At 47.1% G+C, this 25,620-nt stretch carries 27 protein-coding genes; 3 read left to right on the forward strand and 24 right to left on the reverse strand.

Annotation, left to right across the window (positions count from 1 at the left end; all coding sequences use genetic code 11):
- Position 1 precedes the first annotated feature (1 nt).
- Together recU and RUW00_RS05585 are read left to right on the forward strand one after the other, a co-directional pair.
- The gene (gene recU / locus RUW00_RS05580) at positions 2-610 is read left to right on the forward strand and encodes a Holliday junction resolvase RecU (protein WP_012117837.1); all 609 of its coding nucleotides are present in this window, start codon (positions 2-4) and stop codon (positions 608-610) included.
- Positions 611-648: 38 nt separating this feature from the next.
- The gene (locus RUW00_RS05585) at positions 649-3,432 is read left to right on the forward strand and encodes a PBP1A family penicillin-binding protein (protein WP_280145272.1); all 2,784 of its coding nucleotides are present in this window, start codon (positions 649-651) and stop codon (positions 3,430-3,432) included.
- A gap of 79 nt (positions 3,433-3,511) precedes the next feature.
- Here the strand turns inward: RUW00_RS05585 and RUW00_RS05590 are convergent, their stop codons facing one another.
- The 18 genes from RUW00_RS05590 to RUW00_RS05675 form a co-directional block, all read right to left on the reverse strand.
- Complete coding sequence (locus tag RUW00_RS05590) at positions 3,512-4,003, reverse strand: YpoC family protein (RefSeq protein ID WP_280145273.1); 492 nt, start codon at positions 4,001-4,003, stop codon at positions 3,512-3,514.
- Complete coding sequence (gene nth / locus RUW00_RS05595) at positions 4,000-4,659, reverse strand: endonuclease III (protein WP_007612187.1); 660 nt, start codon at positions 4,657-4,659, stop codon at positions 4,000-4,002. The genes RUW00_RS05590 and nth overlap by 4 nt, the downstream gene beginning before the upstream one ends.
- Positions 4,660-4,677: 18 nt before the next feature.
- Entirely contained in the window at positions 4,678-5,376 is a 699-nt protein-coding gene (gene dnaD / locus RUW00_RS05600; protein WP_003153516.1) for a DNA replication protein DnaD, read from the reverse strand.
- A gap of 94 nt (positions 5,377-5,470) precedes the next feature.
- Positions 5,471-6,763, reverse strand: a complete 1,293-nt coding sequence (gene asnS, locus RUW00_RS05605) for an asparagine--tRNA ligase (protein ID WP_003153515.1) — start codon at positions 6,761-6,763, stop codon at positions 5,471-5,473.
- Positions 6,764-6,897: 134 nt separating this feature from the next.
- Positions 6,898-8,079 carry a pyridoxal phosphate-dependent aminotransferase gene (locus tag RUW00_RS05610; RefSeq protein ID WP_007612190.1) on the reverse strand — a complete coding sequence of 394 codons (1,182 nt, stop codon included), beginning with the start codon at positions 8,077-8,079 and terminating at the stop codon, positions 6,898-6,900.
- Positions 8,080-8,101: 22 nt separating this feature from the next.
- Entirely contained in the window at positions 8,102-8,587 is a 486-nt protein-coding gene (gene tseB / locus RUW00_RS05615) for a cell wall elongation/penicillin-binding protein regulator TseB (protein ID WP_007409483.1), read from the reverse strand.
- A 9-nt stretch (positions 8,588-8,596) separates the two neighbouring features.
- A complete protein-coding gene (locus RUW00_RS05620; protein ID WP_003153512.1) occupies positions 8,597-8,767 on the reverse strand; it encodes a YpmA family protein in 171 nt (56 codons plus the stop codon).
- Between the two features lie 147 nt (positions 8,768-8,914).
- Positions 8,915-11,701 carry an ATP-dependent DNA helicase DinG gene (gene dinG / locus RUW00_RS05625; RefSeq protein WP_280145274.1) on the reverse strand — a complete coding sequence of 929 codons (2,787 nt, stop codon included), beginning with the start codon at positions 11,699-11,701 and terminating at the stop codon, positions 8,915-8,917.
- 121 nt (positions 11,702-11,822) lie between these two features.
- Positions 11,823-12,206, reverse strand: a complete 384-nt coding sequence (gene panD / locus RUW00_RS05630) for an aspartate 1-decarboxylase (RefSeq protein ID WP_003153510.1) — start codon at positions 12,204-12,206, stop codon at positions 11,823-11,825.
- A 1-nt stretch (position 12,207) separates the two neighbouring features.
- On the reverse strand, positions 12,208-13,068 hold the full coding sequence (gene panC / locus RUW00_RS05635) for a pantoate--beta-alanine ligase (RefSeq protein ID WP_061862322.1): 861 nt from the start codon (positions 13,066-13,068) through the stop codon (positions 12,208-12,210).
- Between the two features lie 3 nt (positions 13,069-13,071).
- Positions 13,072-13,905 (reverse strand): 3-methyl-2-oxobutanoate hydroxymethyltransferase, encoded by an 834-nt coding sequence (gene panB / locus RUW00_RS05640; protein WP_280145275.1) that lies wholly within the window; start codon positions 13,903-13,905, stop codon positions 13,072-13,074.
- A 244-nt stretch (positions 13,906-14,149) separates the two neighbouring features.
- Positions 14,150-15,127, reverse strand: coding sequence for a bifunctional biotin--[acetyl-CoA-carboxylase] synthetase/biotin operon repressor (locus RUW00_RS05645; protein ID WP_017418026.1), 978 nt, complete (start codon positions 15,125-15,127; stop codon positions 14,150-14,152).
- Positions 15,112-16,302 (reverse strand): CCA tRNA nucleotidyltransferase, encoded by a 1,191-nt coding sequence (locus RUW00_RS05650; protein ID WP_014418242.1) that lies wholly within the window; start codon positions 16,300-16,302, stop codon positions 15,112-15,114. The genes RUW00_RS05645 and RUW00_RS05650 overlap by 16 nt, the downstream gene beginning before the upstream one ends.
- 4 nt (positions 16,303-16,306) lie before the next feature.
- On the reverse strand, positions 16,307-17,440 hold the full coding sequence (gene bshA / locus RUW00_RS05655) for an N-acetyl-alpha-D-glucosaminyl L-malate synthase BshA (protein WP_015240093.1): 1,134 nt from the start codon (positions 17,438-17,440) through the stop codon (positions 16,307-16,309).
- Positions 17,437-18,150 (reverse strand): bacillithiol biosynthesis deacetylase BshB1, encoded by a 714-nt coding sequence (bshB1, locus tag RUW00_RS05660; RefSeq protein WP_280145276.1) that lies wholly within the window; start codon positions 18,148-18,150, stop codon positions 17,437-17,439. Before bshB1 ends, bshA begins: the two co-directional genes overlap by 4 nt.
- A complete protein-coding gene (mgsA, locus tag RUW00_RS05665; protein ID WP_003153499.1) occupies positions 18,143-18,556 on the reverse strand; it encodes a methylglyoxal synthase in 414 nt (137 codons plus the stop codon). Before mgsA ends, bshB1 begins: the two co-directional genes overlap by 8 nt.
- Positions 18,557-18,579: 23 nt before the next feature.
- Positions 18,580-19,383 (reverse strand): 4-hydroxy-tetrahydrodipicolinate reductase, encoded by an 804-nt coding sequence (dapB, locus tag RUW00_RS05670; RefSeq protein WP_003153497.1) that lies wholly within the window; start codon positions 19,381-19,383, stop codon positions 18,580-18,582.
- 8 nt (positions 19,384-19,391) lie between these two features.
- Positions 19,392-19,727 carry a nucleotide pyrophosphohydrolase gene (locus RUW00_RS05675; protein WP_003153495.1) on the reverse strand — a complete coding sequence of 112 codons (336 nt, stop codon included), beginning with the start codon at positions 19,725-19,727 and terminating at the stop codon, positions 19,392-19,394.
- Between the two features lie 142 nt (positions 19,728-19,869).
- Here RUW00_RS05675 and RUW00_RS05680 point away from each other — a divergent pair, with 142 nt between their 5' ends.
- Complete coding sequence (locus tag RUW00_RS05680; RefSeq protein ID WP_280145277.1) at positions 19,870-20,742, forward strand: YitT family protein; 873 nt, start codon at positions 19,870-19,872, stop codon at positions 20,740-20,742.
- A 23-nt stretch (positions 20,743-20,765) separates the two neighbouring features.
- Here RUW00_RS05680 and RUW00_RS05685 read toward each other — a convergent pair whose 3' ends face one another.
- The 6 genes from RUW00_RS05685 to RUW00_RS05710 form a co-directional block, all read right to left on the reverse strand.
- Complete coding sequence (locus RUW00_RS05685; protein WP_022553036.1) at positions 20,766-21,941, reverse strand: oxalate decarboxylase family bicupin; 1,176 nt, start codon at positions 21,939-21,941, stop codon at positions 20,766-20,768.
- Positions 21,942-21,970: 29 nt separating this feature from the next.
- Entirely contained in the window at positions 21,971-22,753 is a 783-nt protein-coding gene (ypjB, locus tag RUW00_RS05690; protein ID WP_021494234.1) for a sporulation protein YpjB, read from the reverse strand.
- A gap of 64 nt (positions 22,754-22,817) precedes the next feature.
- Positions 22,818-23,414 carry a lipoprotein heptaprenylglyceryl N-acetyltransferase LhaT gene (gene lhaT / locus RUW00_RS05695; protein ID WP_280145278.1) on the reverse strand — a complete coding sequence of 199 codons (597 nt, stop codon included), beginning with the start codon at positions 23,412-23,414 and terminating at the stop codon, positions 22,818-22,820.
- A gap of 107 nt (positions 23,415-23,521) precedes the next feature.
- Positions 23,522-24,289 (reverse strand): menaquinol-cytochrome c reductase cytochrome b/c subunit, encoded by a 768-nt coding sequence (locus tag RUW00_RS05700; RefSeq protein WP_007409471.1) that lies wholly within the window; start codon positions 24,287-24,289, stop codon positions 23,522-23,524.
- Positions 24,290-24,320: 31 nt separating this feature from the next.
- The gene (gene qcrB, locus RUW00_RS05705; RefSeq protein ID WP_003153485.1) at positions 24,321-24,995 is read right to left on the reverse strand and encodes a menaquinol-cytochrome c reductase cytochrome b subunit; all 675 of its coding nucleotides are present in this window, start codon (positions 24,993-24,995) and stop codon (positions 24,321-24,323) included.
- Between the two features lies 1 nt (position 24,996).
- Positions 24,997-25,500, reverse strand: coding sequence for a Rieske (2Fe-2S) protein (locus tag RUW00_RS05710; protein WP_003153484.1), 504 nt, complete (start codon positions 25,498-25,500; stop codon positions 24,997-24,999).
- Positions 25,501-25,620 lie beyond the last annotated feature (120 nt).

Genomic DNA, 25,620 nt, shown 5'->3' on the forward strand with positions numbered 1-25,620 from the left:
AGTGATTCGGTACCCGAATGGAAAAACTTTTCAGCCGAACAAAACGGTTTCATCCCAAAACAGCCAGAAACGGTCCCATTCATACAGTAATCGCGGCATGACCCTCGAAGACGACCTGAATGAAACGAATAAGTATTATCTGGCTAACCAAATTGCTGTCATTCACAAAAAGCCGACACCCGTCCAGATTGTAAACGTCCACTATCCGAAAAGAAGCGCCGCAGTCATTAAGGAAGCTTATTTTAAACAGTCTTCCACAACTGACTACAACGGCATTTATAAAGGACGCTACATTGATTTTGAGGCAAAAGAAACAAAAAACAAAACGGCATTTCCCCTGCAGAATTTTCATGATCATCAGATTGAGCATATGAAGCAGGTGGTCAGGCAAGACGGCATTTGTTTTGTTATTATATCCGCTTTCGGAAAGGTTTATTTCCTCGAGGCCGACAAGCTGTTTGTCTTTTGGGAGAGAAAGGAGAACAACGGCAGAAAATCGATTCGCAAAGACGAATTAGAAGATGCTTCCTTTCCGATTTCCCTTGGATACTCCCCGAGAATTGATTATATTAGTATTATTGAACAGCTTTATTTTTCGCAGGAACAGTAGACTGAGCGAAAGGTTGATAAACGAAAGGTTGAGATGTTATGTCAGATCAATTTATGAGCCGTGAAGAACGCCGTAAGGCAAGGCAGACGAAAAGCACTAAGCCCTCTTCACCGAAAAAAGGCAAGAAACAGCGTAAAGGCGGTTTATTCAAAAAGATTGTGCTGTCCTTGGTTATTCTGTTTGTCCTTGGCATAGTCGGCGGAGCGGCGGCATTTGCCGTTTTGGTTTCCGGCGCGCCGTCTTTGGACGAAGCCAAGCTGAAAACGCCTTACTCTTCAACGATTTACGATAAAAACGGCAAAGAAATCGCGGAAGTGGGCGGCGAAAAACGAACCTACGTCCCGATTAAGGATATACCCGATGTTGTGAAAGAAGCATTTATCGCAACTGAAGACGCCCGTTTTTATAAGCACCACGGTATAGACCCGATCCGGATCGGAGGCGCCTTGGTCGCCAACTTTACGGATGGATTCGGTTCAGAGGGAGGAAGCACAATCACCCAGCAGGTTGTGAAAAACTCGCTTTTGACCCATCAGAAAACGATTAAACGGAAAGCACAGGAAGTGTGGCTTTCACTGCAGCTGGAGCGCCATTATTCTAAAGATGAAATCTTAGAAATGTATTTAAACAGAATTTATTTCTCACCGCGCGCCTATGGTGTCGGTAAAGCGGCTGAAGAATTCTTCGGCGTAAAAGATTTGAGCAAGCTTACGGTTGAACAGGCGGCGACGCTTGCCGGAATGCCGCAAAGCCCGACCGGATATAACCCGGTTAAAAATCCGAAGGCTTCCGAAAAACGCCGAAACATTGTTCTCAGCTTAATGGAAAAACAAGGATTCATTTCAAATTCTGAATACCAAAAAGCGAAGAAAGTGTCCATGAAAGATGAAGGCGTCGTCAGCCAAAAGGAATACGATAAAAAGGACACAAATAAATACAGTGCTTTTGTCGAAGAAGTTATGAAAGAAATTGAGACAAAAGAAAAGAAAGACGTCGATATTTCAACTGACGGACTGAAAATTTATACGACTCTTGATACAAAAGCACAAGATTATCTTGATCAATTGATGAACGGCGACACAGCCGGATTTACCGAAGGCATGCAGGGCGGCGTCACGCTCCTTGATACGACAAACGGAGAAATCCGCGCCATCGGAGCAGGACGGAACAGAACTACCGGGGGATTCAATTATGCAACACAAGGTAAAACCCAGCCCGGTTCAACGATAAAACCGATTCTTGATTACGGCCCGGTCATTGAAAATAAAAAATGGTCGACGTATGAGCAGATTGACGACTCAGCTTATACGTACTCTGACGGCACTCCGATTCACGACTATGACAATAAATACAGAAATATGATATCAATGCGAGAGGCCCTCTCAGACTCGCGTAATATTCCGGCTCTGAAAGCATATCAAGCAGCCGGTAAAGATAATGCCGTCGACTTCGCAAATGACTTAGGACTAGGATTAAACAAAGAGAGTGTAACCGAATCTTATTCGATCGGAGGATTTGGTCAGGATAACCGCGGTGTATCTACTATGACAATGGCGGGCGCCTACAGCGCTTTCGGAAATAACGGAACGTACAATGAACCGCATGCGGTCACATCGATTGAATTTAATGACGGCACTAAGCTTGATTTAACACCGAAACCGAAAAGTGCTATGAGCGATTACACGGCATTCATGATTACCGATATGCTCAAAACAGTCGTGCAGTCAGGAACAGGCAGACTAGCTCAAGTACCGAACGTGGAAGTCGCCGGTAAAACGGGTACGACAAACTTTACTAAAGGTGATATTCAAAAATATAACATCGCACAAGGCGGAGTCCCAGACTCATGGTTTGTCGGATACACCCCTCAATATACAGCAGCGGTTTGGACCGGAGTTGAGTCTGGCAACAAAGCAGGTAAGAAATCACTGTCTTCTGCTGACCAGCAAGTCGCAAAACGGATTTTCCAAAAGCTGATCTCATACGTTGATGACGGTAAAGGAAGCTTTAAGCAGCCTGACAGCGTCGTCAAAGAAACGGTTGAGAAAGGCTCGAATCCTGCCGCTTTAGCCGGACCGAATACACCGGATGATAAAAAGGTGACGGAGTACTTCGTGAAAGGAACGCAGCCAACTGCCGTTTCTAAAACGTACACGAAAGAAAAAGCCGATAAACCGACAGGATTGCAAGTGAAATACGACAAAGATAAAAAATCATTAACCTTAAGCTGGAATTATGACGGTGATGCAACATTCAATGTCAAACAATCCGTTGACGGCGGAAGCTACAGTGACATTCAAAACAGTTCGGCAAAAGAAGCCGTCGTCTCAGATGTCACGCCAGGCTCCACATACAGCTTCCAGGTGACAGCGGAAAACGATGACGGAAAAAGCGATACGGCATCAGCATCTTTCAAAGTCCCGAAAGATGAAGAAGACGATGCAGATAAAGATAAAGCGACTGACGATGAACAGAAGTCTGATGAAGATAAAGATAAAGACAAGACGCAAACCGATGATTCAAACACAGATGACAATCAAACAGATACGTCAGACGGATCGGATCAAACACCAACTGATGACTCAGATAAAAATCAGGATCAATCCGATAAGGATCAAACGGATAACAACAATCAGAATCAGCCCGGTAACGGGACGGATAACAACGGACAGCAAGATAACGGCTCTGATAATGATTCCGATTCCGGTTCAGACGGCACAAATAAACCTGACAGCGGTCAAACGGACAAAAACCAAGACTCATCTTCAACTATCAACGGGCAGTCCAATTCGTCAACCATCCAGTCAAATTCCGCTCATTAGCGGACGAAATCCTTCACCTCAAACAGGTGAAGGATTTTTTTCATACAAAAAAAAACCTCCTTATGAGAAAAGGAGGTTTTTAACATTTGTTCATGGCTTCATATTTATGATATTGTTTCTTCATCTCCGTCATCAATTCATCCAGCTGAATAAACGAGTGAAATTGAGTCGGTTTCGTTAAAATAAACGCCATTCGCTCCGCCCAATTGATCGGTTCGGCGGGAAAATGCTTTGTTTCAAGCACAGTCCAGTCGAGTGATGTAACCCGCTCCCCTGCCGTCCAGTGAAAAGCGGCAATCAGACAGGCAATTCCCTTCAGCATGTCATTTTGATCACATCTCGATTTTCTTGTTTGAAAAACGGGAAGCAGCGTTTCTTTCGTTTCGTTCCAGATCTGAAACAGAAACGGGACATATTCGCCCCTTTCCCTCCATGGCTGCACTGTTGGCTGACCGCTGAAATCCATATACAGCGGATGGCGGCGCAGCGCCGTTTTGATCTCGAGCCTTTCCAAGTCCGTAATGCTGCGCAGGTATGTTTCATAGCCTGCCAGAATGTCAATCGCCGTCACCGTTTCACCAGCCCTTTTTTGTCACGCTTCTGCCCTTCTCTGCATAGCGGAAGCAAAGGACATTCCGCACAGCGGGGAGATTGCGCTTTACAATGATACCTGCCGAAAAATATTAATCTGTGGTGCGTAACAGACCAATCCTCTTTCGGCACTTTTTTCATTAATGTTTTCTCTACTTCCAAAACAGAGTCCTTCCAGCGGCAGATACCGAGCCGTTTAGAGACCCGCTCCACATGAGTGTCTACTGCAATCGCAGGTACGCCGAAAGCAACAGACACGACCACATTTGCCGTTTTCCGTCCGACACCCGGCAGATTCACAAGCTCATCCCGGTCTTTCGGCACTTCTCCGCCGTACTCTTCGATGATCATTTTGCTCAGCTTTTGAATATTTTTGGCTTTATTACGGTACAGGCCGATTGATTTAATATCCTGCTGGAGTTCTTCCAGCGATACGGCAAGATAATCTTCGGGCCGTTTATATTTTTGAAATAGCGTTTTTGTCACTCTGTTGACGAGAGCATCCGTACATTGCGCGGATAATGCGACTGCCACAACCAATTCGAAAGGATTTGAATGGACAAGTTCACATTCTGCGTGCGGAAACATATCGCCGATTTTTTCAAGACAATATTCAATCTGCTTTAAATTTAACACGTTTCTCCCCTTCTCATGTTATTGTTCCAGCCAATTGTAAAAAGGCACCTGCCTCGTATACTCTTTTTGCGGATCATTTTGTTTCGTTTGAACACGCCGGAATTTTTGGCTGTGCGCCTTCGCCTGCTCAACCGTTTTGAAGCCGTTCTTTTTCCATTCAAATAAAATCCGGTCAATATAGCGAAAACTGAGTTTCCCTGATAAAACGGCTTCTTTTAAGGCGTGTTTAATCAAAATCGCATCATGCTGATCCTGATCCTGCCATATGGCCAGCGTCTCGCATTCAAGCGGCGACAGCGGTCTTCCGAACTCTTCTTCAAAGATGGTATACAGGCTTTTTTGTTCTCTTTCTGACGTTCTTTCCTGCGTTTCGTTTTGTGAATGCTGCATGTAATCATACAGCTTCGCCCATAACGGCTGCAGAGAATATTTTTCAAACTTTATGCCGTTATGGTCTTCACATTCTTCAATAAACAGAAAACCTTTTTGAATAAACATTCTCAGGCAGCTTGTACATTCTTCAGCAGAGATGGACATGCCTGATTGAAGTTCAAACGGCGTCGGAAAATAAGAGCCTTTTTCCAAATGCATTTTAATCTTCAAAAGCAGGATCAATTCGGTTTCATTCAGCCCGAGCTGCCGGTAATGTGTCAGCAGCAGGTTGGGAATGCTTGAAATGCCGAGTTCCTGCATATCTATAAATTGCTGTTTTTTCATCCTTACACCTCTTACTGTAAAAGGTTATCTCCGGGAGCTTTCCCCTTTACTTAGAAAAAGTCTCCCTTGCAGGAGACTTCGTTTTTCATAACTATTACGGATACAGACGGTTCAGAAGTCTCGGGAACGGAATCGTTTCACGCACGTGAGGCGCTCCGCTGATCCAAGCCACTGTCCGCTCAAGTCCAAGGCCGAAGCCGGAGTGCGGAACAGAACCGTATTGTCTGAGTTCAGCATACCATTTGTAAGCATCTGAATCCAGACCGTGTTCTTTTAATCTTTCTTCCAATAAATCCATATCATGAACGCGTTCTGAACCGCCGATGATTTCCCCGTAGCCTTCCGGAGCGATTAAGTCGGCACATAACACGACATCGTCACGATCTTTGGCAGGCTGCATATAAAATGGTTTTAATGACGTCGGGTAATGAGTGATAAACACCGGTTTGTCATAGCTTTCTGCGATCGCTGTTTCATGCGGCGCACCGAAGTCATCTCCCCACTCAATATCGTCAAAGCCTTTTTCTTTCAGGAATTCGATCGCTTTATCGTACGTAATGCGCGGGAATGGCGCTTTGATTTGTTCAAGCTTCGATGTGTCTCTTCCTAATGTGTTCAGCTCGATCTTACAATGTTCCAGCACGCTTTGCACGATGTATGCAACATAATTCTCCTGAACTTCAAGGTTTTCTTCAAATTCAACAAATGCCATTTCAGGCTCAATCATCCAGAATTCGATGAGATGGCGTTTCGTTTTCGATTTTTCCGCTCTGAACGTCGGTCCGAAAGAGAATACTTTTCCGAGCGCCATTGCAGCTGCTTCCATATACAGCTGGCCGCTTTGAGACAAGAAGGCGTCTTCATCAAAATATTTCGTCGCGAACAGCTCAGTCGTGCCTTCCGGAGCGCTTCCCGTCAAAATCGGCGGATCAACTTTCACGAAGCCTTCTTTGTTGAAAAATTCATAAGTCGCACGGATGATTTCGTTGCGGATTTTCATAATTGCGTGCTGGCGTTTCGAACGGAGCCATAAATGTCTGTGATCCATTAAGAATTCCGTACCGTGCTCTTTAGGCGTAATCGGATAATCAGTCGCTTCGTGAATGACTTCAATGGATGTAACAGCAAGCTCATAGCCAAGCGGTGAACGCTCGTCCTCTTTCACAATTCCTTTTACATAAAGTGACGTTTCCTGCGTCACTGATTTCGCGATTTGGAAGATGTCTTCTTCTACTTCAGCTTTGACGACAACTCCCTGAATGAAGCCGGTACCGTCTCTCAGCTGTAAAAATGCGATTTTACCGCTTGAGCGTTTATTAGCGACCCAAGCTCCAATCGTTACTTCCTCGCCTGTGTGTTTATACACTTGGTTGATTGTTGTTTTCAAACTCTTTCCCTCCAGAACAAGAAAGACATTCAGGAATCTGCCTGAATCTCTTTTTTCATCACTTTATTATACCCGTTCTACTCTAACGGGGTCAATGCAAGTGAAAAGCGGCTTTAAAAGCCGCTTTTTCAGAATCAGCTGTGTTTTTCCGTGAAGCGGCGGATTCTTTCGACCGCTTCTTCTAAAAGATCAAGTGACGTTGCGTAAGATAAGCGGACGTTGTCCGGTGAACCGAAACCCGAGCCCGGCACGATGGCGACTTTTTCTTCTTCCAGAAGCGCCTTGACGTATTCATCGACATCTTTGAATCCGCAGTTTTCTGCGGCCGCTTTGGCGTTAGGGAACAAGTAAAACGCCCCTTCAGGCTTGACACAGGTGAATCCGGGAATTTCACTGAGCTGAGCGTAAATGGTGTTCAGTCTGTGCTCAAATGCCTGTCTCATCTCTTCCAGCGGCTCAGCCGGACCGTTATAGGCCGCAATGGCGCCGTATTGAGCGATGGACGTCGGATTTGATGTGCTGTGGCTCGCAAGGCTCGTCATCGCTTTAATAATCGTCTCCGAACCCGCCGCATAGCCGATCCTCCAGCCCGTCATGCTGTGAGATTTCGAAACGCCGTTAATGATGATCGTCTGCTCTTTCAATTCATCTGAAAGCTGTGCGATTGAGACGTGTTTTTTTCCTCCGTATGTAAGCTTCTCATAAATCTCGTCAGAAACGATCAGAATGCCATGCTCCAGACACACTTTTCCGAGTTCCGCAAGCTCTTCTTTCGTATACATAACACCTGTCGGGTTGCTCGGTGAATTGATAATGAGCGCTTTTGTTTTCTCGGTGATGGCCTGCTTCAGCTGCTCCGGTGAAATTTTAAACTGATTGGATTCCAGCCCTTCTGCATAGACGGGACGCCCCCCTGCCAGTTTCACCTGCTCAGGGTAGCTGACCCAGTAAGGAGTCGGTATAATCACTTCGTCCCCTTCATCAAGAATGACCTGAAATAATGTATACAGAGCGTGTTTCGCTCCGGTGCAGACAATGATTTCTGACGGCTTATATTCAATCCCCTGATCGTTTTTGAATTTTTTTGCGATACTGTCTTTCAGCGCCGGCAGACCGCCTGAAGGCGTATATTTCGTATGGCCTTCATTCATGGAACGCACCGCGGCATCTATAATGTGCTGAGGCGTATTAAAATCCGGTTCTCCTGCTCCGAGGCCGATGACATCATGGCCTTCTGCTTTCAGTTCTTTCGCTTTTGCAGTAATTGCAAGTGTTGCAGACGGTGTTAATGCGGATACTCTTTTTGCCAATTTCAACTTGAACTCCCCCTAATACGTCTCACGGTGTGATGTTTTTGAGAATCTTGCCGCTTGTAAAGTCCACATAGCTAAAGCTATACTGCCCGCTTTTGTTGATATAGGTCACTTCCCATAACGGAACATTGTTTTCTCTCGCCGGGTGAACGCCATTCAGCTTGGAAACAAGCCCTTCGTCCCGAACGATCTTGGCAGCCTTGCCGCTTGAAATGCCGTCACTGGCTTTTTTTGAGAGAATTTTTGCTTTTTTGTCGGCCGGAACCCATACATACATATCTTTTCCATGTTTATCCGTTCCGGTAACAACATAATATTTCTGTTTGCCGACAAAGGTCTCCACTTTCTCAGCATCTGTCAGATCCGTTTTTTCTTTAGCCGCTGCGGCAGCTGTTTCGTGGCCTTCTTCTTTTTGAGCCATTGCAGATTTAAAAATGCTGGCCGAAAATAAAAGAACTGCTAAAAAAATAATACCAAATACGGCTGTAAATATTAATGCTTTTTTTCTCATCTTTTTCACCTATGTACGATAAATGGTGAAGACCGCTTCATTTTGATTTTCTTCGTCGAGCGCAAGGCCGAACATCAGATTATCCCGTTTCAAAGTCCGGTTTAATGTATCGACGATTTTATATAAATCATCTGAATGCTCCACATTAATCGTTGACAGAATTTCAATTTTGCTTTCCATTTTTATACCCTCCATCGGTCGAACAAATTTTGTTAGTCATAACGGGATGCGCCCGCGGCATAATAAAATCACAAGGCGGCATGAACCCGCTTTTACTATAAAAACAATTCCTCATCCCACACCACGAAAGCCGCGTTTATGCGGCTTTTATTCCGTTTGGCTGACATAAGCCCCGAGTTCGGCATCCGTCAGCTCCAAAAGGGATGAAGTCGGGAGCGCTTCAAGAAACAGCCGTCCGTATCCCGCCGTCTTTACACGCTGATCTAAAAGAACGATTGTTCCCTTGTCTCCCGCCGTACGGAGCAGGCGCCCGATCCCCTGTCTGAACGTTAACACGGCCTCAGGCAGGGAAATCGTCTGAAACGGATTTTTCCCCTGCTTCTTGGCAAATTCGCATTTTGCGGCATGAAGCGGATTATCAGGCGCCCTGAAAGGAAGCCTTGCGATCATGACGGTTGACAATTCATCCCCCGGAAAATCAACGCCTTCCCAGAAATGATTCGTCCCGAGCAAAATCGCCCGGCTTGCCGTTTTAAAGGTTTTCATTAATTTACCGGGACTCCCGCCCGAAATACCTTGGGCGAGAAGCTGAATGCCTGAGATCTCCATACTGAGTTTCAGTTCCTGATACACTTTTTTCAGCATATCATGAGACGTAAACAGGACAAGGATCTTCGGCTGTTTGCCCTTTGACATGATTTCTGCATACTTGGCAATATGCTCAATGACTTCCCGCTCCCCGTCATATTTAACGGATTTCATCTCTTTCGGAATGATGACGTTCATCTGATCATCATAAGAAAAAGGAGACGGGATGCTTTTGGTGCGCGGATAAAAATCCGCAAGTCCGAGCCTTTCAATCATAAATTGAAAAGACTGCTCCACCATTAAGGTCGCTGATGTGAGCACAACGCTTTTTTTGCGGGCGAAAAACTGGTCTGCCAGCATTTCACCGGGCTCCAAAGGCTGCGCATAGATGCTGACGGCATTTTTTGCGCCTTTCGCGTCAATTTCAACCCAAACGGCTTCTTTCTCATCATTTTCAAACAGCAGCCTGCTGAACGTATCGCGATATTCTTTCAGCCCCCTGATACACTTTACATATTCAGCCGCTAAAAAAGCCGCTCCGCTTTTCATCTGTTCAAGCTTTTGATGTAACAGTTTCTCCTGTACTGAAAACATGTCAAGCAGCTGATCCAGCATCGCACAAAGCCGCTCCGCTCCGTCCGTTATCATGTGAAACCCTTTATCCTGGCTTTTATGATTGAGACTATAGACGAGACGGTTCAGATCGTCTTTAGGTTTTCTTCGTTTGACAAAAGAATGCACTGAACTGAAAAATGCGTCGCTTTCCGATTGAATATGCTTCATCCACTCATCGGCGTCAAAAAAACTTTCCGCCGGCAGTTCATACGTATAAAACAGTTTTCTCATCCGCTTTAACAGTCCGTGTTCCTTTAAAGTTCCGATTCGGCTGAGCTTTGTGTGCAGTCCGATGTATGAAGCTCTCTTCCCCAGGTGCTCGCTGGCAGCGCGTTCGAAATGATGCGCTTCATCAATGATGACCGTTCCGCTTGCAGGCAGTTTTTTCGTTTCACTGCTTTGATCTGAAAACAGCAAAGCATGGTTTGTGATAATCAGATCTGCGGCCTGCGCTTTTTCTTTAGCCCGTTCATAAAACCCGGCAGCCGAGTCCTTCCCTTTTTTCAAAAAAGAATTCTCATCGTAAGCCATGCGCTCCCACAGCAATCTGCCGCCTGATGGAAGATTCAGCTCAGCGGCGTCGCCCGTTTCAGTCTCCGTCAGCCAGACGAGAAGCTGCGCTTTCGTCAAAACCGCATCATAGTTGTCATCTTCCTCATGCAGAATATGTTCAAACTTAGGCAGGCACAGATAATGTGATTTCCCTTTTAAAATAGCGGCTTTGACCGGCCAAGGAAACATATGCTCCAAAAGCGGAAGATCTTTAGACATGATCTGCTGCTGCAAAAGAGTAGAGTACGTGCTGATAATGACGGGAGTTTGTTCCGCTTTGGCAAATAAAACAGCCGGAACGAGATAACCGATCGTTTTTCCGATGCCGGGCGCCGCTTCAATCAGCGCATGCTCCCGATTGCGGAAGGCGCCAAGCACTTCATCCATCATCGAAAGCTGCCCTTTCCGCTTTTCATAGCGGGGGATGATATCGGATAAGATCTGTTCTTTTTCTTCGTTCCACTTTTCAAGGTCAATGGCCGCATTCACCGGACGGGAAACCGGAATGTGATCGGGCTCTTTAATTGAAAAAGAGGCGTATGGAATGCAGCTCTTTTCTTCCGCCGGCCTGCTTTCATGTATAAAAGAATCCAAAAGCAGCGTCAAATCGCTGATAAAATGCTGTGAAAGCCTTCTAAGCTGCTTTAACGTCGGTAAAGGCAAATGTTTCAGTTTATGTAAAATGTCTAAAAAGACCAGTCCCGTAACCTCCGCATCGCTGTCTGCGCGGTGAGGGCGGTCATGAACAATATTCAGCTCCGCGCACAACTCACCGAGCTTATATCCTTCAAACCCCGGGAAAACAATACGCGAAAGCTCAACCGTATCAAGCACTTCACAATCCGGCAGCTCATAGCCCGCTTCGCTCAGTTCATGCCGGACAAATCCGAGGTCGAAATGAATATTGTGGGCAACAAAATACGCGCCGTCAAGCAGATGAAAAATCTCCTCTGCGACCGCTTCAAACGGCAGTTCATTTTCAACCATTCCGGACGAAATTCCGGTCAGCTGTTCAATAAACGGCGGGATGGCCTGATTCGGATTGATATATTTTGAAAACCGCTCAGTTATTTGTCCATTTTCAATGACAACCGCTGCGATTTGAATGATTTTATCGCCCTTTTTCGGCGAATTTCCTGTTGTTTCGACATCTATGACAACGAACCGTTGTTTGTTCATTAAAATGGACACCTCAATTCTTGCATACGAGAAAAGTGTAACACGTTTTGTTGAGAAATGGAGCGGAAAAACAGCTTTTGCCCCTAAATCTTAAAAGAAAACCCCCATGAAGGGGGCTCTTTTACAAAATCGTGTGTGCCGGCTCCTGGCCCAGCATCTGCTCGATTTTATTCTGATCATCCAGAACGGCCACCTTCGGCTGATGGCTTTTTGCTTCCTGATCAGACATCATTTGATAAGAAATAATAATGACTTTATCTCCTTCTTGGACGAGACGGGCGGCAGCTCCATTTAAACAGATGACGCCGCTCCCCCGCTTACCGGGAATAATATACGTTTCAAGTCTCGCTCCGTTATTATTATTCACAATCTGAACTTTTTCATTAGCGAGCATTCCGACGGCATCTAAAAGATCTTCATCAATCGTAATGCTGCCGACATAGTTTAAATTGGCTTCCGTCACGGTAGCGCGGTGCAGTTTTCCGGCCATCATAGTGCGGTACATATTATGATCTCTCCCATTCATCAATATCAATAATGATATTATCAATCAGTCTGGCTTTAGAAAATTGGACGGCGCAGGCCAGAATGACCTTGCCGTTTAATGTTTTAAGCGGAGTCAGCTCCGGATAAGCGTACAGTTCGGCATAATCAATGACGCCGCTTGTGTTTTCGATGATATCGGTGACGGTTTTTATGACGGTTTCCGGATTTCTTTCACCGTCTCTGATCAGTTCGGCACCTTGCTGCAATGCTTTATAGATCATCGGCGCTTCTTTGCGTTCCTGCTCTGTCAGATAGACGTTGCGAGAGCTTTTGGCAAGTCCGTCTTCTTCTCTGACCGTGTCCACTGCAACCAATTCGATATCCATAAAGAAATCCTCAATCAATCCGTCCACAACCGCTGCCTGCTGGGCATCTTTCAGGCCGAAGTAGGCGCGGGTCGGTTTAACGAGATTGAAAAACTTCGTCAGGACAGTGGCCACTCCGTCAAAATGGCCGACGCGGGAGGCGCCGCACAACACGTCAGTTCTCCTTTTCACTTGCACGGCAACATTTTGCTCGCCTTTATACATGTCACTTGGAGACGGCGTAAACAAAACATTTGCCCCCGCCTGTTCTGCAAGCCGGGCATCGCGCTTTAAATCCCGCGGATATGCTTCGTAATCCTCGCCCGGTCCGAATTGAGTCGGATTGACAAAGATGCTCATCACGACAATATCGTTTTCTTTGCTTGCTTTTTCAACCAGCGTCAGATGTCCTTCATGAAGAAAACCCATTGTCGGGACGAATCCGATCGTCCGGCCTTCTGAGCGGTATTGTGCAATTAATTCTTTCAGCTGTTGAGTTTCTGTCAGTTGTTTCATCGCTTACTTTCCTCCGTACAAGCCTTGCAGCACAGTTTGGTTTATCTGAAAGGAATGCTTTTCTTCCGGGAAAACCCGTTCTTTCACATCACGGATATAATCGCTGAGGGCCGACTCAATCGTGCCGTCGATTTTGGCGTATTGCTTCACGAACTTCGGTGTTCTGTCCACGCCGTGGCCAACGACGTCATGATAGACAAGGACTTGGCCGTCCGCTTTTGAACCGGCTCCGATTCCGATGACGGGAATGGATACTTCTTCTTTTATTTTAGCAGTCAGTTCAGCAGGCACGCATTCAAGCACGAGCATCATCGCTCCCGCCTGCTCGCATTTGATGCTGTCTTCAATGAGCTTTTTCGCGCTTTGCTCATCTTTTCCCTGCACTTTATATCCGCCTAATACGCCGACAGACTGCGGTGTGAGGCCTAAATGGCTGACGACGGGAATTCCGCCGAGAGTCAGCGCACGGATGGATTTGAAAACGCCGTCTCCGCCTTCCAGCTTTAACGCGTCCGCGCCGCTTTCCTGAATAATGGCCGCGGCGTTTTTCAATGTATCCTCTTTTGAAAGGTGGTAAGACATAAACGGCATGTCAGTTACGATAAACGTATTTTTCGCACCGCGTTTTACCGCTTTTGTATGGTGAATCATGTCACTGACCGTTACGCCGACTGTTGAATCGAGTCCGAGCACGACCATTCCGAGCGAATCCCCGACTAAAATCATGTCGACTCCCGCCTGTTCCGCAAGCTTTGCCTGCGGATAATCGTAAGCGGTCAGCATCACGATCGGCTCTCCGTTTTCCTTCATTTTCATGAAATCCAGTTTTGTTTTCATTCTGTTTCTCCTCCTCTAAACGGTGAGGAGATGAGCCGCCAATTCTTCGCAAGCAAAAAAGCCTTCTGTAAAATAAGAAGGATTCCCACTTGTTTAACGTTCGGCGAATGTCATCCCTCTGTCCCAGTCCTTTTTTGGATCAAGGCAGACTTTTCGTAATCTCTGTTCTGCTGATCAGGTGCAGTTCATTATGATACTGCCCATAGGAAGTATACCAAATTCACGAGGCTTGTACCAACTAAGATTAATTGAGCTCAATATCGGCAGAATAGATCTTCTTTATACCGTCTCTCGTTTCCAGGAGAAGAACTCCCTCATCATCAATGCCGAGCGATTTCCCGTAAAACGTTCCTTGCAGCGTTCTCGCTCTGAGCTCGTTCCCCAGTCCGACCGCATAGCTTTCCCATAGCAGCTTGATCGGTGTAAAGCCGTGGTTCAAGTAATCCTGATAGCGTTTTTCAAAAGTCAGCAAAATCTCTTGTATCAGACCCGCTCTGTCAATTTTTTCGCCAGCTTCCATGCTCAGGCTCGTCGCAATGTCCTGAAGCTCGCCGGGAAAATCGGCTTCCTGCTGGTTCACGTTGATGCCGATCCCGAGAATAACCGAACGGACATGGTTTTCTTCTGCCTGCAGCTCAGTTAAAATCCCGACGGCTTTTTTGCCGTGAATCATTAAATCATTCGGCCATTTAATGGCGGGCTGTACTCCTGTAAAGGCCTCGATGGCCTGAACGACCGCAACAGCGGATAACAGGGTGAGCTGCGGCGTTTTTTGCAAAGGAACGTCGGGTCTCAGAATGAGGCTCATCCAAATCCCGTTTCCCTCCTGTGAATGCCACACTCTGGCCATTCTTCCTCTGCCTGCCGTTTGTTTATCGGCGACTACGAGCGTCCCTTCCGGCGCACCGTCATTGGCAAGTTCATGAGCGGTTTTTTGGGTGGACGGCAGGACGTCCCGGTAATGAAGCTGTTTGCCCAAAACCTCTGTTTTCAGCCCGAAACGGATTTCGGATTCACTGAGTTTCCCCGGTTTTTTAATGAGCCTGTACCCTTTTCGTCTGACCGCCTCAACCTCATAGCCCTCTTTGCGGAGCTCCTCTATATGTTTCCAAACTGCGGTTCTCGAGCAGCCGAGCGCGTCACTTATTTTCTGCCCGGAGATAAAGCCGTCACCCGCCTCAGAAAATAAATCAATTAATCGGGTTCTTAATGTTGATCCCATGATGCGAGCCACTCCTTTATGTCATGTTTTCGGTTAGGGAGCTTCCCTGCCAATACCGCTTCTTCGATCCGGCGAAGTTCCTCGGCCACCCATTTACCCGCGCGGCGGTTTCTGAGCTCCATCAGATCAGCGCCTGAAATGTCGAGGTCTCGAAGGCTTTTGATCGGCAGCTGCTCATACAGGCTCTGAACCTCTTTCAGCTTTTGTTCATCAATCGTCTTATGCTTTTTCAGCATCCCGATTTTAACGGCTGAAAACAGCGCCTCTCCCGCCCGGTACATCGCTTCCGCTTCCAGCTGCGCCGGATAAACGCTTATGATCTGCACCGCTTTTTTTATGACTTTTCCCGGCAGTTTCCATTGTTTTAAAAACGCCTCGGCGCTTTTCGGACAAAGACCGAGAAACAATAACAGCGCTGCCCAGCGTTCTTCGCGTGCATCTAAAGAAGAAAACGGAAATCCGCTCGCTTCAAGCATTTGCTGCTCATAACCGGAAAGGCCGGGCAGCTCTTGTATCAGACCTGTTTGCACCATCGTTTGGATCGCTTCTTGTGAGGAAGCGCCCTGCAGCAGCTTTTCAAATTCGACGGTCTTTCGTTCTACTGATACATGTGCCAAAAGCTCCCTGTCTTTTATGACGGCCTCTCTTGTTTCTTTTTCTAACAGAAAGCCGAGCTGACTCATAAAGCGGACGGCTCTCATCATCCGCAGAGCGTCTTCCCGAAAACGGTCTTCAGGATTACCCACCGTACGGATCAGCTTTTGACCGATATCATGCGCGCCTCCGAAATAATCAAGCAGCTCTCCCTCGGCAGACATCGCCATCGCATTTATCGTTAAGTCTCTCCGCTTTAAGTCTTCTGATAAGGAAGTAATGAACCGCACAGCTTCAGGGCGCCGGTAGTCCTTATATTCTGATTCGGCGCGAAAAGTGGTGACTTCATAGGTTTCATCTTCCCACAAGACGATTACGGTGCCGTGCTCTTTTCCTACATCGACAGTCCGCTTAAAGAGGCGCTCCACCTCATTCGGCGAAGCGCTGGTTGCGATGTCCACATCACCTATTTTCCGTTTCATATAGCTGTCTCTGACGGCTCCCCCGACAAAGTACGCCTGATGGCCCGCCTTCATCAGATGATGAAGGATGGGGAGGGCTTTGACAAATTCCTGTTCCATAAGATCACTCCGGTCCTGCCAATTCGTCATAAATCCGTTCATACTGACTGACGATTCTTTGCGAAGAAAAGGCGGTCTCCACCATTTTCAGCGCATGGTCAGTCAATCGTTTGCTGAGCTGTTTATCTTCTAAAACGGCAAGCGCTTTTTCAGATGCCGCCTGAATATCTCCGACTTCCACCAGAAAACCGCTTACTTGATCTTTAATCACTTCCGGGATTCCGCCGATATTTGTTCCGATGCACGGCACGCCGCAGGCCATCGCTTCAAGGAGGACGAGTCCGAAACTTTCTTTTTCAGACAGAAGAAGCTTAAGATCGCTGATGGAATACAGCTCTTCCACTCTGTCCTGATTTCCGAGGAGCAGCACTTGATCCTGCAGTCCGTATTTTTCGACAAGCTGCCAAGCGACGCACTTTTCCGGCCCGTCGCCGACAAGCAGGAGCTTCGCCTTTGTTTTGGCTGCGATATTACGGAAAACGCGGATGACGTCTTTAACACGTTTTACTTTTCTGAAGTTCGAAACATGGATGACGACCTTTTCATCCGGCAAAATGCCATGTTTCTCTTTTATACTCTCTGTATTTTTCTTAAGATAAACACGTTCATCAATAAAGTTGTAGATGGTCTCAATTTTTTTATCCGGCTTGATTAAGTCATATGTTTCTCCGGCAAGCGCGGTTGATACCGCCGTCACTCTGTCGGACGCTTCGATGGCAAAACGGATTAAATCCTTTAATGACGGATCATATCCTAAAACGGTGATGTCCGTACCGTGAAGTGTCGTCACGATGCCGATGTCACGCTTGAGCATCTGTTTGGCGAGATAAGCGCATACCGCATGCGGCAGCGCATAATGCGCGTGGATGATATCAAGATTTTCCCTCGCGGCAACCTCGGCGATTTTGCTCGCCAGCGTAAGGTCATAAGGCGGATATTTAAATACCGCGTATTGGTTGACTTCCACCTCATGAAAATGAATATTCGGATGATATGTATTTAATCTGAACGGGATGCTTGATGTGATGAAATGAACCTGGTGCCCTTTTTCCGCAAGCAGCTTGCCGAGTTCCGTCGCAATAATACCCGAGCCTCCGACACTCGGGTAGCATGTAATCCCTATTTTTAATGGTCTCATTGTCCGCCCCCAAAAACATCATCATTCAAAACGGGAAGCTGTTTTGAAAAGAAACCTTCGGCATACCCCGTCCCGGCTTCTTTGCCATACAGTCTTTCCCTCGCTTCCACCATTTCGATATAACCGTTGGTCAGCGGTGTGTTCACTGACTGCGCCGTAGGAATAAACTGGCTTTGATAGGCGTGCAGGCTTTCTTTTTTCAGATCGATGGTTTCCGTTATGTCGATTACAAAGTCCGGACGGTGAAACCCGTTGATCATATAATAGTATACGCGCTGAGCCTTATGAGCCGGCAGTTCCTGGTGATCTCTGTATTTATGAATTCCCGCCGAGAACACCGCTTCTTCGACCAAAGCCGCCGCATTGCCGTGGTCAGGATGACGGTCTTTCGGATAAGGCATGAAAACGGTTTTCGGCCGGCAGGCTCTGATGACACTGACAATCCGGCGGATGCCGTCCTCACTTTTCAAAAGCCCGCGGTCGGGAAGCGTAAGCTGGATTCTCTCTTTTACGCCGAGAATTCGGGCCGCCTTTGCCGCTTCTTCTTTTCTTATCCCTACCGTTCCGTTAGATGATAGTTCGGCCTCGGTCAAATCGCATATCACCGCGTTTTTTCCTTGAGCCGTAAATTTTGCGATCGTGCCGCCCATACCGATCTCGACATCATCACTATGGGCGCCGAACGCCAGAATATCAACGTGTTCAGACATTCGGCTCTCCTCCGCGCACAAGATTGCGGAAATCAAATGCCCCGCCATCCAGCGTCCGGACGAGGATTTCCGCTGTTCCCATATTTGTGGCGAGCGGGATCGCGTATACGTCACACAGCCGGATCAGCGCCGAGACATCCGGTTCGTGAGGCTGCGCAGTTAACGGATCGCGCAGAAAAATGACGAGATCCAGGGCATTTGCTGCAATCAATGCGCCGATTTGCTGATCTCCGCCGAGCGGGCCGGATTGAAAACGTTCAACAGACAATCCGGTCGCTTCCTGGATTTTCAGGCCCGTCGTACCTGTCGCGTATAACTCATGATGGCTCAGTATATCTTTATATGCGGTCGTAAACTGAACCATATCCTGCTTTTTTTTATCGTGAGCAATCAAAGCAATTTTCATTTGATGTTCTCCCCCTTGCCGATTCAGTCGATAATATTTTCGAGTCCGTATACAAGCTGGTCGATTTTCATCACTTGCTCCACTGACAGCTTCACTCCTGACATAAAGGAAGCCCGGTTATAGGAGTCATGGCGCAGTTTCAGCGTCTGGCCGTCCATGCCGAACATGACTTCCTGGTGGGCGATAAGGCCCGGCAGACGCACGCTGTGAAGGCGGATGCCGTTTAATTCAGCACCGCGGGCGCCCGGCAGAATTTCTTTTTCATCAGGATGGCCCTGCTGCTTTTCTGTACGGACGCTTGAGATCATTTCCGCTGTTTTCAGCGCCGTTCCGCTCGGGGCATCCAGCTTTTGATCATGATGAAGCTCAATGATTTCTACATCTTCAAAATAGTTGGCGGCCATTTGTGAGAACTTCATCATCAGCACCGCGCCCAATGCAAAGTTCGGAGCGATGATGGCGCCGATTCCTTTTTCTTCAGTCAAAGCTTGAAGCTCCTCTAAATCCGCTTCAGAAAATCCGGTCGTTCCCACAACGGGGCGGACGCCGTGTTCAAGAGCGGCTTTCGTATGTTTTTTGCCGATTTCAGGCGTTGTCAAATCGATCAGCACATCCGGTTTTGTTTCTTGGAAACATGCGCGGATATCCGTATAAATAAGAGCGTCTGAATCAGCTGACATCACTTCCCGCAATGTTTGCTGATCGTATGTATGGTCAATGGCGCCGACAAGCTCAAAATGAGGCGTGCGGACGGCAAGTTTTACGGCCTCCTGGCCCATTCTGCCTCTCGGTCCGGCAATGACGACTTTAATGGTTTCATTTGACATGGTTTCTCCTACTTTCCTTCTTCTTTTCTAGTCCAGCGGTCTTTATCACGTGTATTAAATTTATGCATGACGCGGTTATGAGCTTCCTCCAATGAAATATCAAGGGAGTTGGCGAGGCAGATCAGGACGAACAGCACATCACCCATTTCCTCTTCCATGCTTTTCTCATTTTCCGTCGTTTTCTTCGGCTTTTCCCCATAATAATGGTTGACTTCTCTTGCAAGTTCGCCCAGTTCTTCCGTGAGACGGGCCATCATGGCAAGCGGGCTGAAATAGCCTTCTTTGAATTGGCCGATATATTCATCGACCTCAGCTTGTAAGTCTTTCATCGTTTTGTCACTCACTGTGCGAATACCTCCTGTCATCTCTTCCATGTTAGCTAATTCAAGTACATTTGACAAATGTTAAAAACGGCAGTTTGCTGTTTTCTTTTGTATCCACTATAATATTTACGCAATCTTATGGAAGGAAAAGGGGTTTGATGCAATGCTTGGAGAAATCAGAATCAAAAACATTTGCTTTATTTTAATCGGCGCCGCTGTTTTTTCATTCGGACTGGTTCACTTTAATATGCAGAACAATTTGGCGGAAGGCGGATTTACCGGCATTACGCTGCTTTTATATGCGTTATTCCACATCAGCCCTTCTATTTCCAACCTGGTATTGAACATTCCTATCTTTTTCATCGGCTGGCGTATGCTCGGCCGGACGATGTTTGTCTATACCCTGATCGGCACCGTCTCTCTTTCTGTTTTTCTGAGTGTTTTTCAGCGCTACGAAATTCATATGCCGCTGTCGCATGATTTAGCGCTGGCCGCCTTGTTCGCCGGTGTATTTATCGGCGCGGGTCTCGGCATTATTTTTAAATACGGCGGCACGACGGGCGGGGTCGATATCATCGCCAGGCTGATCAACAAATTTTTCGGAATCCCGATGGGCCGGACGATGTTTGCCTTTGACGCCTGTGTCATTCTTCTTTCTTTGTTTACGTATCTTTCTTACAAGGAAGCGATGTACACGCTTGTAGCCGTTTTTGTCGCTGCGAGATTGATTGATTTTATACAGGAAGGCGGCTATGCCGCAAAAGGGGCAACGGTTATTTCTTCGAAAAACGATTTGATCCAGCAAAAAATCATTGAAGAGATGGAGCGCGGCGTCACCGTTTTGAAAGGACAGGGATCATATACAAAAGAAGACAGGGACGTTCTTTACTGCGTCGTTCCGAAAAACGAAATTGTGCTTTTGAAAAGCGTCATCACTTCCGTTGACCCGCACGCCTTTGTTGCAGTAAGCGACGTCCATGATGTGCTCGGCGAAGGATTTACGCTTGATGAAAATAAAAATCCGATCAGACGATAATAAAAAGGCGGCTTTTGCCGCCTTTACTGTTCGTGTTTCCATTTGACAACCGGTGATTTTTTCTTTTTCAATCGGCGGGCGAATGCCGGACTGACATTGAGCGTCTGCTCGACGAAGCGCTGCGGCGTCAGTGCCAGCCATTGGTTTAAAGAGACGTCTTCGAAACGGTCGCTTTTGAAGATTTCCAGAAAGCGAAGCACGGTGTCACCGGTATTCTGAACATAATGTCCCATTGCAAAAGGAACATATCCTACGTCACCCGCTTGATAGTTAAATGTCCGCGCTCTTCCCTCCGCCGCAAACACCGTCATTTTCGCTTCTCCTGAAAGATAATACTGCCACTCGTCCGTATTCGGATGCCAATGCAATTCTCTCATGCCCCCGGGTTCGACCTCCACAAGAGCTGCGGCAATCGTTTTTGACACCTTAAACGTTTTTGAATCGACAATCTTTACTCTTCCCCCGCTGGTAACAAGGGGCTCCTGCCGGGAAAGTTTGTAGCTGAACGGCTCCAAAACGGTGCCTTCCGGGGAAGAAACTGCAGCCTGCTCAATAGGGGGAGGCGGTTCCAACTGGAACATGTAACGCTCTTTCTTGTGAATATAAGCCAACTCATATCCGGGAACACCGAAGTTCGCCTCCAGCACGCTGCGCGGGGTGTGGGCAAACCAGTCCGTTACTGAAAAGGTGCTGTTTTCTGAAAAAGAGCCGTCATCAAAGACGAGCAAAAACTCACTTCCCTGCTCTAATCCTTGAATGGAATGAGGAATGCCGGAAGGAAAATACCAAAGATCCCCTTCACTGACATTATCAATAAAATTCCGCCCATTTTGATCGACCGCAGTTAAACGGACTCCTCCGTTAATCACATATCCCCATTCGGCTTCTTTATGCCAATGAAGCTCCCGCACAGCTCCCGGCTTCAGTCTCATGTTCACCGCCGCGATGTTTTTGGATACCGGCAGTTCCCTGACCGTCACCTCTCTGGACCATCCGCCGTCTTCAAGCCTCATATGCGTATCAGAAAATGAGAATTTCAAGTTTTGAACCGTTCCTGCATCCGTTGAAGGCGGAACGAGCATGTCAGGATTCTGGAAGTCACGCGCGAGGTTTCGCGGTCCTTCGTCAGTCGCCCCTTTTCTGCCTCTGATCGGCTGCGGGAGGTGTTTTGAAGCCAATTGCTGGATGAGTTTTTTCACTGGCTTAGCTCCTTTACAGCAATTTGTGTTTATTTAGACTTAGGATACTCACGCTTTTTCTCTTTCTTTTTTTCCGCTCTGTATTTTCGGTAGCCGACATATGTCAGCGCAGTAATAATGATACCGCCTGTTGTCAGAATGACCCAGAGCAGCGAAGGATCAGCGTCATCCCGCTCCACCTTGTCAAAAACCCGCTTTAAATCCTGCTGCAGGAGCGTCAGACGCTCAAGCTTTGTTCCTTTTGTCATCTGCTGAAACCCTTCCTGCTCAATCACCTCGATATGTTTCGCCACCGTATCAAGCTGGCCGGCAGACACATCCATTGTCAGGCTGGGATAAATTAAATCATATAATGATATAAATTCATTCCACTTTTCATTGAAATTTTCACTTCCGTTTCCGCTGACATCTTCTTTTAAGGCGCTGAATGTCGCCATAATCGGTCTTTCAAGCGAACCCCACAGCGGATCGGAGTGGTCTTCCATCGCATCCATTACCAACCTGAACTGGGCGGCTGCCCGGATTTTTTCGTTATCTGAGGCGTCTGCCTGTTTCAGAACGCGCACTAAATCATTGAAACCCAGAGTCACCTGCCTGACTTCGGCGCCGCTCAGTGAGTTTACGTGTGTCATTTTTTTCTTAAAGTAGCCAAGCACTTGCAGAGCCTCATCATACTGCGAATGCCGCGTCATTTGGAAAACGGTATCCGAAAGGTCGTTCAGTTCCTTGAGACCGCCCTCATCTTCAGCTTTGGCAGTTGTGATGAAACACATAAGAGCAAGTAAAAGACAGATCGTCAGCTTTCGTTTCATAGAGGTCCCTCCCACTCCTTCTCTTTACAGAATATGAGGAGCGGGACAAGGTTAGACCAAGATTCTACCAGTGTAAGTCAAGCTTTATCCGTCTTTTGGAAATCACCAAATAGTATGCAAGGCCGAGTGAAAATATGCTCAGCCAGAATGTAGCATAGCCGATCTCTTGCATATAGTCATTGAGCATTGAGTAGCGGGGCATCATGCCGAAAAGATAATCAATGACATCATTATGAAGCGTCCAAACAGCGGCAGCGGCAAGATGCCATAACCGGAACCGAAAATACGGGCTGTATAAAACGCCTTGAACGGCCATGGCAAAATGTGAAGCAATCAGCATGTACCCTTCCCAAGGCATCTGCCCCATTTTGGCCAGCACAAAGACATTCATTCCGACCGCCCACAGCCCGTATTTTACAAGGGTTACAAGAGCCAGCGCTTCAAACAGCGGCGCGTTTCTTTTCATGAGAAATGCCAGAAGCACGAACAGGAAGAAAAACGTCGCCGTCGGGCTGTCAGGCACAAATATCAGAAATCGGAACGGCGTGTCCGCAAGCTGCGGCACATACCAATAATAGCCGTACACCGTACCGATAAAATTAACGGCAAGAACAAGCAGAAGCATGCCGCGCAACCCTAAAAGATAAGAAATCCACCTCATACCATCAACTCTCAGTCCGTAAAAAGTATGTATCATGCAAAAAAAGCTGACATCCGGTCAGCTCTTTTCATAAAAGTATATCCTGCTATTGTCTGCTTCACAATACGTTATTTCGCTGTCGTTTCAGAAATGAACTTCGCCAGCTGATCAAGCTGTTTGTCATTCCCTTTAAAAATGCCGGCTGGCATCTGCCCTTTCCCTTTGACGGCGATTTTTTTAATTTCTTCCGGGCTCAGCCCGTTATCGACCAGGGACGGACCGGCGCTTCCGCCTTGAAGATTATCCCCGTGACAGGAAATACAGCCTTGTTCTTTAAATACCTTATAACCGTCTGATTCAGTATCAATGGCGGCTTCTTTTTTGATTTTCCCTTGCTCCTCCGCCTTCGCCCAGTCATGCGTCGCGACTGACTGCCACGTCAAAAAGACCGTAGCGCAAAGCGCCAAAAGCATCATCCCGACCGCAACCGGACGCTTCCACGGCCTTCTTTCAGACCCCCTGTCGAGAAACGGAGCCAAAAGCAGCGACCCGAAGGCAAGACCCGGTATAATCATCGCGCCGATAACGGTGTAGCTCCCTGCGGCATATTCATATTTTAATAGCTGGTATAAAAATAGAAAATACCAATCCGGCAGCGGAATATACCCTGTATCCGTCGGGTCCGCCACCCGTTCCAAAGGCGGCTCGTGCACAATCGTTAAAACGAGAAATCCGACGAGGAAAACGGCCCCGACCATCCATTCTTTCAGCAGGAAGTTCGGCCAAAACGCCTCTGTCTTTCCAGGATACTCTGAATAGTCTTTCGGTATATTCGGTTTTTTTTCAGCCGGTATCCTTGAATCTCCTACAAACTTCATTCCTTTCCCCCGGTGCATGTCATCCCCTCCCTTTTATATCAGATTTGTATTAAAGCGGTCCTGAAATTCCCTGCTTGCGGATCATGACAAAGTGGGCGCCCATGAGCGCAAACAAAGCGGCAGGGAGAAAAAATACGTGAATCGCAAAAAATCTCGTCAGCGTTTGGGCGCCGACAATATCGTGGTGGCCGGCAAGAAGAGTTTTCACCTGCGCTCCGATCAATGGCGTCGCCTCCGCAATCTGAAGACCTACCTTTGTCGCAAACAGCGCCTTCATATCCCACGGAAGCAGATACCCTGTAAAACCGAGACCGAGCATCACAAAAAAGATCAGAACACCGACGATCCAGTTCAATTCCCGAGGCTTTTTATAAGCTCCCTGAAAGAAAACCCGCAGCGTATGTAAAAACATCATCACAATGACTAAACTTGCGCCCCAATGGTGCATACCCCTTACAATCTGCCCGAAAGCGACTTCATTCTGCAAATAATACACAGATTCCCACGCGTTTTTTATATCCGGCACATAATACATCGTTAAAAACATCCCGGACAGCACTTGGATAACGGTTACAAAAAACGTCAAACCGCCGAAACAATAGACAAAAGCCGAGAAATGGTGAGCGGGATTTACATGTTCCGGCACTTCATGGTCGGCGATATCCCGCCACATCGGCGTAATATCGAGACGTTCATCCACCCAGTCATAAATTTTATTCAGCATGTCACCCTTCCCCCCTAGGCTTTGCTTTTCCAAGATACAAAAAGCCGTCCTTTACTTTTTGCTCATAACGGTCAAGAGGCGCGAGCGGCGGCGTGCCCGGAACGTTCGTGCCGTCTTTTTCATACAGCCCGTAATGGCAGGGACAAAAGAATTTGTTCGGATTTTTAGGATCATTGTTCCAGTTTACGGTGCAGCCCAAATGTTTACAGATCGGAGAAAGCGCTATAATTTCATCCCCGTGCTTGTAAACCCAGGCTGACCTGGATTCTTCCGATTCGTACCAGGCGTCGACTTGATGAATTTTAAAGTCAAACCGCTTCGGCTCCTTCGTCAGCTCATCCACACTGACAACCTGCACCATTTTTTGATCTCCCGTCGGTTTTAATACCGGGTCCAGCGCAAAACGGACCATGGGCATAAGCGCACTGGCGGCCATAAATCCCCCCACGCCGGTGAGCGCATAGTTTAAAAATTGTCTTCTTGATATATCTTGTTTTCCGCCCATCTCTTCCCCCCCTAAAGATTGACCAAAAATTAACTAAAATAGAAAATAATTCAGAGATTTGACACCCTCATAATATATGAATCTTTCAGCAAGGTCAACAGAGGCAAAACGGGTGTTTTG

The organism is Bacillus sp. IS1 (genome assembly GCF_032461585.1).
Lineage (GTDB): Bacteria > Bacillota > Bacilli > Bacillales > Bacillaceae > Bacillus > Bacillus velezensis.